Annotated in this window: 8 protein-coding genes; 2 read left to right on the forward strand and 6 right to left on the reverse strand. The window is 68.7% G+C overall.

Annotated elements, in window-relative coordinates; genetic code table 11:
- Positions 1-30: 30 nt before the first annotated feature.
- Positions 31-1,200: a hypothetical protein gene (locus ACILSK_RS03930; protein WP_395725808.1), complete on the forward strand. Its 1,170-nt coding sequence runs from the start codon at positions 31-33 to the stop codon at positions 1,198-1,200.
- On the forward strand, positions 1,200-2,252 hold the full coding sequence (locus ACILSK_RS03935) for an alcohol dehydrogenase catalytic domain-containing protein (RefSeq protein ID WP_395725809.1): 1,053 nt from the start codon (positions 1,200-1,202) through the stop codon (positions 2,250-2,252). The genes ACILSK_RS03930 and ACILSK_RS03935 overlap by 1 nt, the downstream gene beginning before the upstream one ends.
- Here ACILSK_RS03935 and ACILSK_RS03940 read toward each other — a convergent pair.
- The 6 genes from ACILSK_RS03940 to ACILSK_RS03965 form a co-directional block, all read right to left on the reverse strand.
- Complete coding sequence (locus ACILSK_RS03940) at positions 2,184-8,468, reverse strand: DUF4062 domain-containing protein (protein ID WP_395725810.1); 6,285 nt, start codon at positions 8,466-8,468, stop codon at positions 2,184-2,186. The genes ACILSK_RS03935 and ACILSK_RS03940 overlap by 69 nt on opposite strands.
- A gap of 58 nt (positions 8,469-8,526) precedes the next feature.
- Positions 8,527-9,519, reverse strand: a complete 993-nt coding sequence (locus tag ACILSK_RS03945) for a DUF2278 family protein (RefSeq protein ID WP_395725811.1) — start codon at positions 9,517-9,519, stop codon at positions 8,527-8,529.
- 262 nt (positions 9,520-9,781) lie between these two features.
- A complete protein-coding gene (locus ACILSK_RS03950) occupies positions 9,782-10,342 on the reverse strand; it encodes a TetR/AcrR family transcriptional regulator (RefSeq protein WP_395725812.1) in 561 nt (186 codons plus the stop codon).
- 8 nt (positions 10,343-10,350) lie between these two features.
- Complete coding sequence (locus tag ACILSK_RS03955; protein ID WP_395725813.1) at positions 10,351-13,200, reverse strand: aconitate hydratase; 2,850 nt, start codon at positions 13,198-13,200, stop codon at positions 10,351-10,353.
- Positions 13,201-13,593: 393 nt separating this feature from the next.
- Positions 13,594-15,186 carry a hypothetical protein gene (locus ACILSK_RS03960; RefSeq protein WP_395725814.1) on the reverse strand — a complete coding sequence of 531 codons (1,593 nt, stop codon included), beginning with the start codon at positions 15,184-15,186 and terminating at the stop codon, positions 13,594-13,596.
- A 258-nt stretch (positions 15,187-15,444) separates the two neighbouring features.
- Positions 15,445-15,972, reverse strand: coding sequence for a hypothetical protein (locus ACILSK_RS03965; RefSeq protein ID WP_395725815.1), 528 nt, complete (start codon positions 15,970-15,972; stop codon positions 15,445-15,447).
- Positions 15,973-16,118: the final 146 nt, after the last annotated feature.

The raw sequence follows: 16,118 nt of genomic DNA on the forward strand, positions 1-16,118 counted from the left end.
CGTGACTCATTGAGGCGTCAGGACTCCCAAATGCGATCAACACTGGTGCTCAATCCGGTGGAGAACTTCCCGTTTCCAGAAGATATCGCCGTTGCATCAGGATATCTACACGGCCTCTACAACACGGATCAGCAAAGGTCACGTGAGGAACGAATTGGTACCGATATGCAGTTCGCCGGCCGGGGCGATATCACCCGGGACAGCCGTCTGGCCTATTCCGCGTGGGCCCGCGCGCTGGGCGCGGCCGACGCGACCCTTCGGCTCCTGTCCGGTCTGCAGGCCCACGCGGTGCTGTTCATGGGGCTCGCGCGGCCCGGTCAGCGGGTGCTGCAATTGCCGGTCGAGGCGGGCGGCCATGTCGTCGGCAGCCGGATCCTGGAACGGCTCGGACTGGAGGTTACCCAGATGGCCGTCGACGACAAGGCGATGTGCGTCGATCTGGACCGCACCCTCGCGCGGTGCGAAACGGATCCGCCCGACTTCGTGTTCGTCGATCGTAGCGAGGGACTGGTCGTCGAGGACTTCGCACCGCTGACCGGGTCCGGGGCCGTGACGATCTTCGACGCGTCGCAGTACCTGTCGAACATCATCGCCGGTGATCATCCGAATCCCTTCGGTGCCGGCTTCGATCTGCTGGTCTCCAGCGTGCACAAGAACTTTCCCGGTCCGCAGAAGGCGCTGCTGGCGACCCGGGAGGACGACGAGCGGTGGCGTCAGGTGCTCGCCGGCGTGTCGACCTACGTCTCGAACATGCACGTCGCGAACACCTACGCCGCCACGCTCACCCTGGGGCGGGCGGACTGGCTGATGACGTACTCGAAGCGGATGCTGGCCTGCGCGGTGCTGCTGGAGGACCTGCTGATCGAGAACGGGGTACCGGCCGTGGAGCGACCGCGCGACGCCGTGCCCACCCACCACGTCTGGATTCGAGAGGGCAGCCGGGAACGGGCGTTCGCCACCTTCGAAGCGCTGGAGCAGTGCGGGCTGCTGACCAACTACCGGAAGCTGCCGTACTCGCTGGGTTTCGGCCTGCGGCTGGGTCTGAGTGCGGCCGTGCGGGTGGGTCTGCAGGAATCCGACATGCCCAGGCTCGCCGAATTGATCGCGGCCATTCGCCGACAAGGACCGACCGATATGCTGGTGCGGGCCGGTCGAGCGTTCAGCGAAGCCATCTGGCAGCAGGGAGAAGCCGGTACCTGATGGCGGCCGACGATTCCGTTCCGGAGATGGTGGACACCCACTGGGTGCTGGCCGCACCGGGGATCGTCGAGCGGGTATGCCGTCCGCGGCCGGCGTTGCCGCCCGGCTGGGTCAGGGTCCGGGTCGCCTACTGCGGGGTGTGCGGCAGCGATCGCTCCTACTATTCCGGGTCCCGGTCGACCCGGCTGCCCAAGAGTCTGGGGCACGAATGGGTCGGAGTCGTCGAGGCGCTCGGGTCCCGGGTCGGCTCGCTGGCGCCCGGGGATGTCGTCACGACGGATCTGAACTTCCGTTGCGGGACGTGTTCGGCGTGCGTGAGCGGCCATTCGCACCTGTGCGAGCACGGGCAGGTCGGGTTGTTCAGCAATCGCGGATTCGCCGAGCGGCTGGACATCGATGCCGGCTATCTGACGACATGTTCATCGCGGACTCCGGCACCGCACCTCGCGCTGGCCGAGCCACTGTCCTGCGCGATGCATGCCGTCGCGCACGTGCGACCCCGGGACCGGGACCGGGTCCTGCTCGTGGGGGCCGGCGGCCTCGGCCTGTGCGTGGCGTTCCTGCTGCGACACCGGTGGGCGCTGCCGTTCGACGTCGTCGACGCCGACCAGGTTCGGCTGGACCGGCTCGGCCGGGCGGTCACGCCGGTAGGACGGGCGATCACCGCGCCGGCCGGGCACTACGACGTCGTCATCGACGCATCCGGCACCGTCGGCGGCCTGCGGGCCGCGTGCGAGAGTGCCGGCCCCGGAGCCCGGCTGAGCACCATGTCGCACCTGCCGGACGGCACGGACGCCGGTTTCCTCCTTGCCATTCGCACCGACATCACCGTGAGTTTCAGCTATCTCAACGGCGAGCGAGCCAATCTGGGCGCGAGCGTGGAGCTCCTGGAGCAGCACTGGACCCCCGAATGGGATGCGCTGCTGGACATCCGACCGTTGGCCGACCTCTCCGCCGTCCTCGAGTGCGGGGCCGCGCCCGGGTCAGCCAAGGTGATCATCGATGTCGGCGGGACCGGGGCCGATGAGCGCGAGTCGGGTCTGCAGGGATGAGCGCCGGATGTCGCGGAAGTGGTGCGCGCGGGCCCGGACGGCGTCGCCGTCACCCCGGAGCCACGCCGGTAGCACCGACAGATGCCCGTAGGTGTCCAGGTCACCCAGCCGTTGCCGCAAGGCCGAATCGGCCCGGTCGGCCGATTCCGGCGAGCCCCCGGCGAGATCCACGACGACCAGCGCCTGCAGGGCGAAGCAGGAACCCGCAGGGTAGGTGACCTTTTCCGACAGAGTCATCGCGAGGTCGCAGGCGCTCCTGGCCCCGTCGATATCGGGAACCGGCATCCGGGCGAGCGCCACGGCCAGGGCGGCCTGGGCCTTGGCGATCTCGATCTTGCTGTCCAGCCGGCCGTTGAGCTCGATCGCCGATCGTGCGTCCTCGGCCGCAGCGTCGGGGTCGTGCCAGCAGCGTGATTCGGCGAGGTTGGTGCGCAGCTTGGCTGACATGCTCGGCGATTCCTGGGCCTCCAGCAAGGCGCGTTCGTAGCACGACTCGGCGGCGGCGAATTGGAGCGCGAACCGGTAGGCGTGGCCCCGGTGGCGCATCAGCTCGGCCCGGTCGAGAAGCGATCCTGCCTCGAGCAAGTCGTAGGCCTCGGCGAGCAATTGATTGGCCTTGCCGAATGCGCCGTCCATGATCAGCATGTCCGCGTGGTACAGGCGTGCCCGGATGTGATCCCGCCGGGAGGGGTCAAACGGATCCGCTTCGGCGTTGAGCCGGGCGAACTCCTGCCGCGCGAAGGCGTAGTCCCCGCGCAATTCTCCAAGATAAGCCCGCTCGATGTCGAACGACGCGGCATGTCGGCCCAGGACCTGACGTAGCGGTTGCAGGGTGTCCAGCAACTCCAGCCCGCGAACCGGGCCGTCAACGCGCCGGGTCGACAGCGCCGCAAAGTAGCGGGCAACCACTTTGGCGGGTTGTTGAGAGGCTTCGGATTGTCCCGGCAACTGCCTGAGCCCACGCCATTGGCCCGCGTCGTACAGCTGGTAACCGATGTCGATCAGCTGCTCGGTGTCGGTCTGCGGCACGTCCTCCATGGCCTGCCAACCCTCGACCAAGGCGTGGAACAGTTGGGGCATCCACTCGGCCCCGATCTGCGGCAGCTCCCGGGTGCGAACCACCAGGTGCCGGGCTGCGTGACGCAAGGTGTCGGACGTGCGACGGTCGACTCGGCCGGCCTGCCGAACCGCCGTCGTCAGGAGATCGTGTGTCTTGTAGACGCCGCCACCGACCTCCGCCACGAAGAACCAGTCGGCGAAGTCGGCCATGGCCATGGTGCCGGTGGACGGTCCGATCTCGCCGGCGACGTATTCGAACAACGACTCATCGAAGTACTGGACGGCGGCCAGCATCTGGGCGAGCGTGCGGCTCCCGCTCGGCAGATGGTCCAGGAAGTGGTCGACCACGGCCGGCGGCCCGGCGGGCAATCGATCGATCCGCACGTGACCGCGTCGGTGCATCTCTTCGCGGCAGACATGGATCAGGGCACGGACATTGAAGGCCACGTTCCCGGAGGCTTGGATGAGGTGGTCCTCGACCTCGCGGTCCAGGTCGCCCAGGTCCCGGCGGATCATCCGGCGGCACTCCGCCTCCGGCAGCCCACGGAGTTCGATGGACCGCAGCCGGTCACCGAACTGGCCGCCCTCCCAGCCGAGTCGCTCCCGGCCGGCGATCAGGTGCACCCCGGCATCGACGGTCAGCAACAGTCGCTGTAGCCACGGCGCATGATCGGCGATCGTATTCGCCGACTGGCGCTCGTATCCGTCGTAGCAGACGACGACCCGACGGGCGGCGGGATTCCGCATGCGCCGGGCGATGTCGGTGCCGAGCAGCTCGGGCAGGCGCCGGTGCAGCTGGTCCGGTTCCGCGCGCTGTTCATCGATGAGTGCGAACTCGTCGGAACGGTAACCGAGCTGCCTGGTCCTCGGCTTCAGGGAATCGAATACCTGCCGGCCGAAGTCGGCCGGGAGTGGGATCGGATGCGCGTCGGTCGGATCTGGACGCGCGAGGTCAAGTGCGCTGCTCGAATCGGCGGGCAGGTCCGGCAGGCCGGGCCGATCCATGCCGGCCCAGTACCGCACCATTGCGGTGTCGAACAATGGGCAGTCGAAGGTGAGTTGTCCGCGGATCGCCGTGAGCGGCCCGACCGGCGTCGACGACGCCTCGTCGTCCAAGGCCACCCAGACCATGGCGACGGGGCGACGCGAGCGAGTGGCCAGCCGATCCAAAGTCTGCCGGAGAAAGCGGGACTTGCCGATCCCACCGATCCCGAAAACTTCGAACACGACCATCCGGCGCTCCGCGCCGTCGAGGAGGTCGACAGCGTCGTCGACCCGGGCCGACTCCTCGGCGCGGTCGAAGAACGGATCAGTCCCGGGTACGGGCGCCGCCATCAGAGAATCGGTCGTTGTCCGTGATGATCGTTGGGTGGCAGCGGCTCTCATTGCGTCGGTACGCCGCCCCGGCCCGGTCAGGTCCATGACATAGACCCCGTGAGAGCCGGCGACGGCGACCCGGGCGTCGTTCGGGTGCGCCGCGCCCTCGAAGAGGGACCCGTCCACGGCGATCGCGCACTGCGGATCGCCCTGAGCGAGATCGAGTGCGGCCGTCCACACCTGCACGACGCCATCGACGCCGACGCCGATCAGTCGGGAGCCGTCCGCCGCCCAGGCCAGGTCCTGGACGCCGTCCATCTGCCAGCCCAGATCCCGCGGCTGCGGCGCAGTATCGGTGGACCACCAGCGGATCGCGCCGTCGGCGTGGGCCGTCACGATCCGGTCGCCGCGCGGATCCCAATGCACCGCGAGCACGCCCCCGGGATGCTTGCCCAGTCGACGCGGACGGGCATCGATTCCGACGTTCCAAAGGGTCAGCCGCCCCCCGTCGTCCCCGATCGCCAGCATCCGACCGTCCGGCGACCAGGCGATTGCTCGGCTCGATTCGCCCGCTCGGCGGTCGGCGATCGCCGCACCGCCGTCGAAACGCCAGATCTGGACCGTGCCGTCGCCGCCGACGCAGGCCAGCGAGGAGTTCGCCGCCGGTGACCAGGACAGGGCGCGAGTACTTCCGCCCGGAGCCGATAACGCCGTCGTCGGGCCGCCCCCCGTCGAATGGACGTGGATCAGCTCGTCCTCACCGCCGACGGCGAGCGATTGCCCGTCAGGGGACCAGGTCAGCGCCTCGACCTCACCGTGGTCGGTGCCGACGATCATGCCGGCGCCACCCGTGGCCGGCCACAGCGTGACCACGCCCTGCCGGGTTCCGCCGGCCAGCCACCGCCCGTCGCGCGACCACGCCACGGACCGGACCGGATCCCGGCCACTGCCGACGGCGGCATCGTCGGCCGTCGGGTCCACCCGCCACAGGCGAATATCGCCGTCGAGGCCGCCGCTGGCCAGCAGCTCTCCGTGCGGTTGCCAGGCCACGGACGCGACACCACCGCGGTGTCGCCCGAGTCCGATGAACTGTCCCTGCCCGTTGACGCTCCGGAGGCGAACCGTGCCGTCGTCGGCGCCGCTGGCCAGGACCCGATTGTCGGCCGACCAGGCCAGCGCATGGATCGAGCTGTCGATCCTCGCCCGCAGGATGGCATCGCTTCGCCGGTCCACCACCCACATTCGGATTACCCCGTCGTGGCCACCGGTGGTCAGGCGGGTGCCGTTGTCCGACCAGCACAGCGCGAACGCGCCGCCGGGATGCCGGCCCAGCTCGCGCAGTGATCGGGTCGGCCGGGCCGGGGCCCAGAGGACGACGGTTCCGTCGTCGAAGGCACAAGCGAGTTGGTCACTGTGACGAGGTGACCAGGCCAGCGCTCGTACCCAGCCGCGTTGACCGGTCAGCGCGGCCACCTCGCGGCCGGAGCTGTGGTTCCACACGCGTACTCCGTCGTCACTGCCGCCGGCCAGGTGACGACCGTCCGGTGACCAGGCGAGGACCCGGATTCCGAGGGCCTGTCGGCCGAGGCTGATCGGCGGGTCCGCGCCGTTCGGCGACCAGATGTACACGCCGCCGTCATCGTCGCCGAAGGCCAACCGGGTTCCGTTCGGCGCCCAGGCCACGGTCACGATCCAGCCATCCGTGTCCCGCACCGTGGGCGCGGTGCGACCGTCGATCTCCCACACCCGCAGCACACCGTCACCGCCCGTGCTGGCCAGCCGTTGTCCGTCGGCCGACCAGGCGCACGTCTGGACCCTCAATCGATGGGTACCGAGGACCCGTTCCAGGGATCGATCACCCGACTCCGGGCAATCCCATCCCGGCGCATACTCCATCGCGGGTGCGGCCGCTTCCGGTGACGTCCGGCTGAGATACTTCGCCGCATCCGGGCGCGCCATCAGCGTCGCGGCGAGATTCCCTGGACCGGACAGGCGCCGCAACAGGTGGCTCCACCGCCGGAACCAGGCAAGACGATCCTCAGCGAGTGGGTCCTCCAGCAGGGCCAGGTCGTCCAGCACGGCCGGCAACCCCACGATGTCTGCCTTGCGCGCGAGAAACTTTGCGTCGCAGACGGTTCTGGTCAGATCGAGGTGGTCGCCGGCGCGTGACAGGTGCAGCGGCACCCAACGCAACAGGTACTCGGCCTCGTCGGGCAAGGCGGCCCAGCCACCGGACGGGCGGTGCATGGCCAGGAACGCGGCGTGGGTCGCGGCCCATGCCGCAGGTGCCCGAGCGGAGCGAATCGAGTAGTCGCGCAACACATCGTGAACCCGGATGGTCGCGGCTCCGGCGTGGTAGCTCTCGATCAACGACATGCCCAGCAGAGTGCGGGCCAGCGCGCGGACGTCGAGCAACGCCTCCCTCCACCACACTGCAAGCAGCTCCAGTGGGATGTCGACGCCTTCCGGAAAGATGGCGAGCTGGATGAACCGGCCGGCGGCAGTGTCGCCATGGGTTTGCTGAAGCTGGTTCAGGCTGAGTTCCACCGTCGCGGTGATCGCGCGGTCACGATCACCCTGGTCGGCGGTGTCCAGCGCGGCCGGACCACCGGACGCCAGCGTGCGAGCCAGCTCGTCGGCCGCGGCCTCGAGTGGAGCCCCGGCCTTGACCTCGGCCTGGAGGACTCCGTTGACCAGGCCGGCGAGCAGCGGCCAACCACCTGTTCGCGCGGCGAGATCCGCCCAGTCCATCGCGGGATCGTCGAACCCGTGGCTGAGCACTTGCCGGGTGGTGCCCTCCCGGAATGCCTTCACCACGGTCGGTTCGATTCCGTCCGGCAGTACCTGTGGATTCCGCGTGGTGATCAACAGCACCGTCGCCGGTCCGAGCTGCAGGAATGGCGCGAGATCGGCCTTGCGCCACAGGTCGTCGACGATCAACAGGACCCGGCGGTTCGACAGCACCTCGGCCAGGTGCCGGGCCGCGAAGACGGGCGTGGCAAACACCGGGCATTCACTCTGGAAGACCCGGGAAAGGTCGGCGAGCCAGGAGATCAGTTCCTGGTCGGTGGGTTCCTGACCCAGCTCGATACGCAGCACTCCGTCCGGAAACGCGGATCGGAGCCGATGCGCGGACCAGTCGGCCAGGACGGTCTTGCCGAAACCGGGTGGACCCACCAGCGCGGCGACGGCGGGACCGGAAGTCGTGTTCTCGCCGTCGAGTCGATCGACAATTGTCTGCAGGCGGGAGCAGATCTCGGCCAGGGCCGGGCGCTCGACCCGGTTGTCCGGGATCTGGCGAGCCATGAACGGTGTGAGACGTTGACGGGCCGCCGGCCGGGGAATTGTCGGTGGCGGCAACTTGCGTAGCGACTGGCCGATGACGTTGTCCAGCGCGTCCGGGCTCTTGAAGGTCGCGATCACCAGGTCGTCGTCGCACAGGCGTTGTCGGAACGCTTCCTGCCGGTCGGTGTATCTCCAGTTGCCGCGGGCCAGGCCGAATGGCATGTCGTTCTCTTCGGCGAGCAGGAAAACGAGGGTCGGAATTCCCCGGGCGCGGGCCTCCTCGTACTCGAGCTCGGTGTAGGAATGCGTTGGTTCGTCGCGAACGGGACTTCCGTAGCTGAATCCGATGATGCCCACGTAGACGTCGGCCTCGGCCATCCGTTCCCGACACTCATCGGCGGCCGGATTGTTCGATGCCGACCACAGGGACATGTCGCCGGGGACGAACCCCTCACGACTGCAAGCCTTCATCGCTGCCTGAACGTAGGACCCCGAGTGGGGGTACTCGGCGAATTCCGACGTGTGGCTCAGGAAGACCCGACGACTCGTCGACACGAGCCCGACCGTATCGGATCGGTCACATCGGGTCAGGGTCAGGTTCGTCGGACCCTCGTCAGAATGCGACGGTCCAGCCTTCCCGGCTCGCCTGATCCCTGGTGTACGACACCCCGTCGACCTTGGCGCCGGCCGCGTCGACCACCGTGATCAGACCGCCTCCGTTGCCGAGCTGGGTGGGCGGTTGGACCACGATCCGGATCGTCTCACCGGCCGGGACCGACTGGGCCGGCAGTAGCATCCGGTTCTTGAGGCGGTCCAGCAGCGCCCAACCGGTCAGGTCGATCGCATCGGGCCGGGAGTTCAACAAAGTGACCGTCTCGGTCTCGGGGGCCGGCCCCACCGGGTTGATCAACGCGCCCACGATGCTGAGAATGTGGTCGGGTTCGACGACGAGGTCGGTGCCGTGACCGGTGACGTCATCGGTGTGCCAGGCCTGGGATTGGAAGGCCAGGAACACGCCGACCCACTGCTGTGCGCCGGGAAAGTGCAGCATCAGGCCACCGTCCTGCCAGACCCCGTCGTCGGTCGTGAACGGTCCGGAATTGCCCTGGTTCATGTGGATGTCGTGCACGCCGTTGCCGGGCGTGAAGCCGAACACCTTGTCCGGCTTGCCGTTCTCCGGCCCCCAACGCTCGCCGAAGGCATAGATCCGGGCGTCGGGGTCACCGAGCGCGCGGTGCACGTAGTGATCCAGGCTGTCCGCCAGGTCGTTGTCCGGACCGGGTTCGGTGGCCGGCAACGCCCGCAGGGCCGTCCGGTCGAACAGGTTGGCCCGGATGTAGTCGAGCGCGGCGCCGCCGGGAGCCCGGACGATCGCCGTGAAGCCGTCGGGCAACCCGGCCAGGCCCGGCAGCAGGGGGTGGTCGAACTTCTCGTCCGCCAGGAACAACAGCTCCGAGGGAGCGAGCTGTGACAGCACATTGACCGCGACGCGGAAGCGGGTCCCGCCGCCGTCGACCTCTATCTGGTAGTGCGGCGTGTCCTGGCCACCTTCCCGGCGTGCGTCCACCACGCGCCCGACCAGCACCCCGTAGTTCTTCAGCGGCATCGCGACCCCCGTGTCCTGACCTCTGCGTCGACCAGGTCGGCCCCGGGCAACGCCGGCGTGACCCCCGCCACACCCCATGTCGGTCAATGGTGGGCGCGGCGGCGCCGAACCGGCAACCGGATATTTCGGGCAAGCGCGGTCGATCCGGCAGGCCGCCTCGTCTGCGCGGATCAACTGACACGGAATGTGGCGGAAGGGACAGAAGCGAACGTCTTCGGCCGCGCCGGCGCAGATGATCCGCGCGATCAGGGTTGGTGTGGAGTCAGCCCTGCCGGACCGACACTTCGACCAGGTCGAGCACCCGATCCAACCGGTCGGCCGGCAACCCGGCGGCCAAATGCGCGGTCAACCCTTCCATGACCAGCTCGAGATAGCCGGCCACCTGGTCGATCTCGGCATCGGCTCGGAGCGCGCCGAGCTGCCGCTGATGCCGCAGCCGGTCCCGGACCGCCGACTCCAGCGAGGCCTGCTGCGGCTGCCAGGCCGCCCGGAACGCCGGGTCGGTGCGCAGCCGGCGGGCGACCTCCAGCTGCGTGCCGATCCGCTTGGCGTCCGGCGCGGCGACCATCTCCCGCATCACCTGCACCAGGCCGTGCTCGGCGACGGTGTGCCGCATGGCCGCCGCGTCCTGCTCGGCGACGGCCAGGAACAGCGCCTCCTTGTCGGCGAAGTGGTGGAAGATCGCCCCGCGGGACAGGCCGATCTCCTCCTCCAGCACCCGCACCGTCGCGCCCTCGTAACCGTGCCGGGCGAAACAGGCGCGGGCGCCGTCGAGGATCTGCTGCCGCCGGGCCTGCAGGCGATCGGGACTGACCCTGGGCACCGGGTGGGTCAGGCCGAGCCGGCGCGCAGGCTCCGCAGCACGTACTGCATGATGCCGCCGTTGCGGTAGTAGTCGGCCTCGCCGGGGGTGTCGATCCGGACCTTGGCGTCGAACGTCACCGACGGCGCGTCGGCGCCCGGCTTGGTCGCCGTGACCGTCACCGTCCGCGGGGTCCGGCCCTCGTTCAGTTCGGTGATCCCCGAGATGTCGAAGGTCTCGTCCCCGACCAGGCCGAGCGACTTGGCCGACTCACCCTCCGGGAACTGCAGCGGGATGACGCCCATGCCGATCAGGTTCGACCGGTGGATCCGCTCGAACGACTCGGTGATGACCGCGCGCACCCCGAGCAGCGCGGTGCCCTTGGCTGCCCAGTCGCGCGAGCTGCCGGAGCCGTACTCCTTTCCGCCCAGCACGACCAGCGGGATGCCGGCCGCCTGGTAGTTCTGCGATGCGTCGTAGATGAATGCCTGGGGCGCACCGTCCTGGGTGAAGTCGCGGGTGTAGCCGCCCTGCACGTCGTCCAGGAGCTGGTTGCGCAACCGGATGTTGGCGAATGTCCCGCGGATCATCACCTCGTGGTTGCCGCGGCGGGAGCCGTAGGAATTGAAGTCCTTGCGGGTGATGCCGTGTTCGGTCAGATACTGACCGGCCGGGGTGTCGGCCTTGATCGCGCCCGCCGGCGAGATGTGATCGGTCGTGACACTGTCGCCCAGTTTCGCCAGCACGCGGGCCCCGCTGATGTCGGTGACCGGCGCCGGCTCGGCCGGCATCCCGTCGAAGTACGGGGGCTTGCGGACGTAGGTCGATTCGGAATCCCACTCGAAGGTCTTGCCCTCGGGCGTGGGCAACGACTTCCACCGTTCCCCGCCGTCGAACACGTCGGCGTAGCTGGCGGCGAACATCTGCTGGTTGATGGCCGCGCCGATCGTCTCCTGGATCTCCTGCGGGGTCGGCCAGATGTCCTTCAGAAACACCTCGTTGCCGTCGGAATCGCGACCAAGCGGCTGCTCGTCGAAGTCGAAGTCCATCGTGCCCGCCAGCGCGTAGGCGATGACCAGCGGGGGAGAGGCCAGGTAGTTCATCTTGACGTCAGGATTGATCCGGCCCTCGAAGTTCCGGTTGCCGGAGAGCACGGAGACGACGGTCAGGTCCGCCTCGTTCACCGCGGCGGAAATGTCATCGGGCAGCGGGCCCGAGTTGCCGATACAGGTGGTGCACCCGTAGCCGACCAGGTTGTAGCCGAGCTTCTCCAGGTAGGGCCACAGGCCCGCCTTGTTGTAGTAGTCGGTGACGACCTGCGAGCCCGGTGCCATGGTCGTCTTCACCCACGGTTTGACCGTCAGGCCCTTGTTCACCGCATTGCGGGCCAGCAGCGCGGCGCCGAGCATGACCGACGGGTTGGAGGTGTTGGTGCAGGAGGTGATCGCGGCGATCACGACGGCGCCGTGATCCAGTTCGAAGGTGCCGAACTCGGCGGACTCGACCAGAGTCGGTTTGGACGGCCGGCCGCTGGCGCCGTTGGCCGCGGAATGCAGTGCGGCGACGACCGCCTCGTTGGCGTCCTCCTCGGCATGGACGGCGCTGACCGACGCCGGATCGCTGGCCGGGAAGGACTCCTCGACGGCCTCGTCCAGCTTGGTCTCCGGGGCCGCCGCGCCGTTGACGACGTAGTCGTGCACGGCCTTGCGGAACGAGCCCTTGGCGTCGGACAGCGCGATCCGGTCCTGCGGTCGCTTCGGGCCGGCGATGGATGGCACCACCGTCGACAGGTCCAGCTCGAGATACTCGGAGAAGGCCGGCTCGGACGATGGATCGTGCCACAGGCCCTGGGCCTTGGCGTACGCCTCGACCAGGGCGACCTGCTCGGCCGGCCGGCCGGTCAGCGTGAGGTAATCAGTGGTCTCCGAGTCGATCGGGAACATCGCGGCGGTGGAGCCGAACTCGGGACTCATGTTGCCGATGGTGGCCCGGTTGGCCAGCGGCACCTGGCCGACACCGGCCCCGTAGAACTCGACGAACTTCCCGACGACGCCGTGCTTGCGCAGCATTTCGGTGATGGTCAGCACGACGTCGGTGGCGGTGACGCCGGTGGGGATCTCGCCGGTCAGCTTGAACCCGACGACGCGCGGGATGAGCATGGAGACGGGCTGGCCGAGCATGGCGGCCTCCGCTTCGATGCCGCCGACGCCCCAGCCGAGCACACCGATGCCGTTCACCATGGTGGTGTGCGAGTCGGTGCCGACGCACGAATCCGGGTAGGCGATCCCGTTCCGGTACATGACCACCCGGGCCAGGTGCTCGATATTGACCTGGTGCACGATGCCGGTGCCCGGCGGGACGACCTTGAACTCGTCGAACGCGGTCTGCCCCCAGCGCAGGAACTGGTAACGCTCGCGGTTGCGCTGGTACTCCAACTCGACGTTGCGTTCGAACGCGTCGGCCCGGCCGAAGACGTCGGCGATGACGGAGTGGTCGATGACCATCTCGGCGGGCGCCAGCGGGTTGATCTTGTCCGGGTCGCCGCCCAGGTCGGCCATCGCCTCCCGCATGGTGGCCAGGTCGACCACGCAGGGCACGCCGGTGAAGTCCTGCATGATGACGCGGGCCGGGGTGAATTGGATCTCCACGTCCGGTTCGGCGCTCGGATCCCAGTTGGCCAGTGCGCGGATGTGGTCCGCGGTGATGTTCGCGCCGTCCTCGGTCCGGATCAGGTTCTCCAGCAGCACCTTCAGGGAGAACGGCAACCTGGCCGCGTTCTCCAGACCCGCCAGATCGGTGATCCGGTAGATGTCGTAGCTCTGGTCACCGACGGTCAGGGTGTCCTTGGCGGCGAAGCTGTCCTTGCTGGGGGCAGGCACGAAACTCTCCTTGCTGGCGGCGGTACGGCTACCGGGCGGCGGCGGGCGCGCCCGGCGGCGGTGCGGGCGGTCCGAGGCCATTGTTTCCCGTCGCCACCCGGGCCGGCTCGCGACCCCCGGGCCCGGCGCCGGGACGGCACGGCCTCGTCTCCAAACAGTACGCTTGTCCTGCTATAGATCGCAAACGGCATCGGTGTGGCGCCGCCGGTCGGGACAGCCTGCCGCAGTTTCGTTGCCGCCGTGTTGCGCCGCGCCCTCGCCGACTTGCGCGACACGCATGTTCCACCCCGAACCTGGGTACGGCGCACGTCGGCGCAGGGGTGGGATGCCGAAAGGCCCCGGGCGACTGGCGCCCGGGGCCCTTCGAGGATGCCGGCGGTGCCGGCGGTGCGATCAGTTGCCGGCGAGGGTCGCCAGGTACTCGACGTCGCCCGGCTCCAGGCCCTTGAGGACCGAGGTGAAGATGTCACCGAAGGAGCGGACCGGCGAGACGTACCACTTGCCGTCCACCTCGGTGGTGACCAGGCCCAGGCCGATGAGCTGCTTGAACTCGCGCTTGATGATGTCCAGGCCCTGCTGATCCAGGGAGGACGCATCCGCGTACTGGGCGATGTAGGTGTCGATCGTCGAGTCGTCGATCGTCAGGGTCTGGCCCTCCGCGGTGACGGTCAGCGAGCCGGCCGACGGGTCACGCTCGATCGACGCGGTCTGGCCGTCGATGGTCAGGTCGAGCGACTTGATCGACACCTTCTTGCCGCCGGTGACGTCGGAGACGTCCCAGGTGACGTTGTCGATGGTGAAGCCCAGGTCCTGCATGTCGCTGCCGGCGCTGCCGGCCTGGTCCAGGATGAGCTGGCCGTAGTCGTGCAGGGCACCCATCTCGTCGGGCGGGGTGACGGCGATGATGGTCTTCAGGTCACCCTTGGTGGCGGCATCGATGAGCGTGTTGACCGCGTCCTCGGGGCTGTCCGAGCCCTGCGCCGCGATGGCGTCGGCGGCGGTCGGGTTGGGCAGGCCGGCGGCATGCGTGGCGTTGTCGGCGATGGAGTAGAAGAAGCTGACGTACCACTTGCCGTCGCGCTGGACGGTGGCGACCCGGAACGGCTCGCCGCCGTTCTTGGCGACCTCGTCGGCGATGTTCACCGTCTGCGACTGCGGCTGTACCTGGTCGAGCTCCGATCCGAACGTGCTCTTGAACGAGTCCGACAGCGGCAAGTCACTCGCGTTGCTCTCGACCGTGATGGTGCCGGCATTGAGCTTGACGATTTGCAGGTGGTCGTTGATCACCTCGGGGTCGCCGGCGAAGCCCAGGTCCTTGACCGTGATCTTGGTACCGGTGAGGGTGTCGACCGATGCGTCCGACTTCAGCACCTCGAGGCGCTTGAGTTCGCCGATGATGTCGGTGTTCAGGTCGGTGAACAGGGACGCCTCGGCCGGATCGAGCTGGTCGGCCAGGCCGATCGGGTCCGAGTTGCTCAGGGTCGAGAACAGCGCCGTGACGGACTGCTCCGGTGTGCTCTGCCCGGTATCGCCACCACCCGCAGCCGTGCTGTTCTGATTGCGGAACGCGAAGAACCACACGCCGGCAGCGGCGACGAGGGCGACCACCACGACCAGCGCGATGATCAGCGGGGCCTTGCTCTTCTTCGGCGGCTCGGCGCCGGACGGACCCTGCACGTTCCACGGCTGACCGGGCCCGCCGGGCCCGCCGGGCCCCTGCGGCGGAAAGGTCTGGGTGGGCGGCTGCTGCCAGCCCTGCGGTCCCGTCGGCGGCGGCTGCTGCCACCCCTGCGGTCCGGCCGGCGGCTGCTGCCAGCCTTGCGGTCCGCTCGGCGGGCCGGCGTAGCCGCCGCCCTGCTGCGGCGGGTTGCCGCCCGGCCCCGGCTGCGGCCACCCCTGGGGCCCGTTCGGAGGCTGCCATCCCGGTGGTGGCCCGCCCGCCGGCCGACCCTGAGCGGGACCTTGAGGTCCGCCGTGCTCGCTCATTACGCGTGCATCCCTTCTATGAGCCTGTCCGGAGATTCGTCAGCCGGAAGGATCTGACATCGGTGTCGACGCACCGGGGACATCCGATCCCGGTTCCGCCGGTACATGGTGGACGATCGCGACGCGACCGGTCCGAGCGTGCCCGGCCCGGTCAGGGCCGCAGGTTCAGGAGCATCCGGCGCACTCGTTCGGACATCCCCCGAACCCATGACGATGTGACGTGGGTCTCAGTCATTTGGTTGCACCCCCCGCTCATCATCATGACGCAACTAGGCCGACAGATCGACCGTCTCTGCGGCGGATGGGTGAACTGTTACCGAAAATCAAGCACGCGCCGCCACCGATCAGGAGAAGGCCACCGGCGGCCATCACGCTCGGTCCGAGCGGGTCCAGGCGCACCGTCAGGCCCACCTTGCCCAGCGCGAGCGCCAGTATGCCCAGCGACAGCACGGACATGACGAGCCCGATCAGGATCGAGAAGGCGCCGGCCCATCGCCACCACCGGAACGCCGCGGCGATGACCGGCACGAAGCACAGTGCTGCGATCAATGGCAAGGAGGCCAGTGCCGCGGCCACCGGTCCGCTGCCGGCGATGCCGAGCCGGTCGACGACCCCCGCGATCGCGTAGATCGACCGGGACACCGCGCCCGAGATGACCCACGGCAGGAAGGAGCCGGCGAGGGCCAGGGCAAGGCCCGCGCCGGCGAGCCAACACTGCGCGATTCGCCATTGCAGGAGGCGGTGTCGTGCCTCCGGCTGCTCGGTCGCGGCGTCGAACTGGGCCATCGGACCAGTCTCCCGGACGCGACGAGCTGCCCCCTGCGCGGGGGACGGGTGACAATTCAGCTGCCGTTATGGGGAATAATGTCCGGTTTGCGGATTCTGTGACTCAAGTGTTTGCCGTGACCACTGGTCAATAGGGGGATGGAAGT

It is taken from the genome of Nakamurella sp. (assembly GCF_044224575.1).
Lineage (GTDB): Bacteria > Actinomycetota > Actinomycetes > Mycobacteriales > Nakamurellaceae > Nakamurella.

Bases quoted from the DNA above. Each gene is read 5' to 3' on its own strand.
- ACILSK_RS03965 (WP_395725815.1), bottom strand. From the start codon at position 15,972: ATGGCCCAGTTCGACGCCGCGACCGAGCAGCCGGAGGCACGACACCGC.
- ACILSK_RS03960 (WP_395725814.1), bottom strand. From the start codon at position 15,186: ATGAGCGAGCACGGCGGACCTCAAGGTCCCGCTCAGGGTCGGCCGGCG.
- ACILSK_RS03935 (WP_395725809.1), top strand. From the start codon at position 1,200: ATGGCGGCCGACGATTCCGTTCCGGAGATGGTGGACACCCACTGGGTG.
- ACILSK_RS03945 (WP_395725811.1), bottom strand. From the start codon at position 9,519: ATGCCGCTGAAGAACTACGGGGTGCTGGTCGGGCGCGTGGTGGACGCA.
- ACILSK_RS03930 (WP_395725808.1), top strand. From the start codon at position 31: ATGCGATCAACACTGGTGCTCAATCCGGTGGAGAACTTCCCGTTTCCA.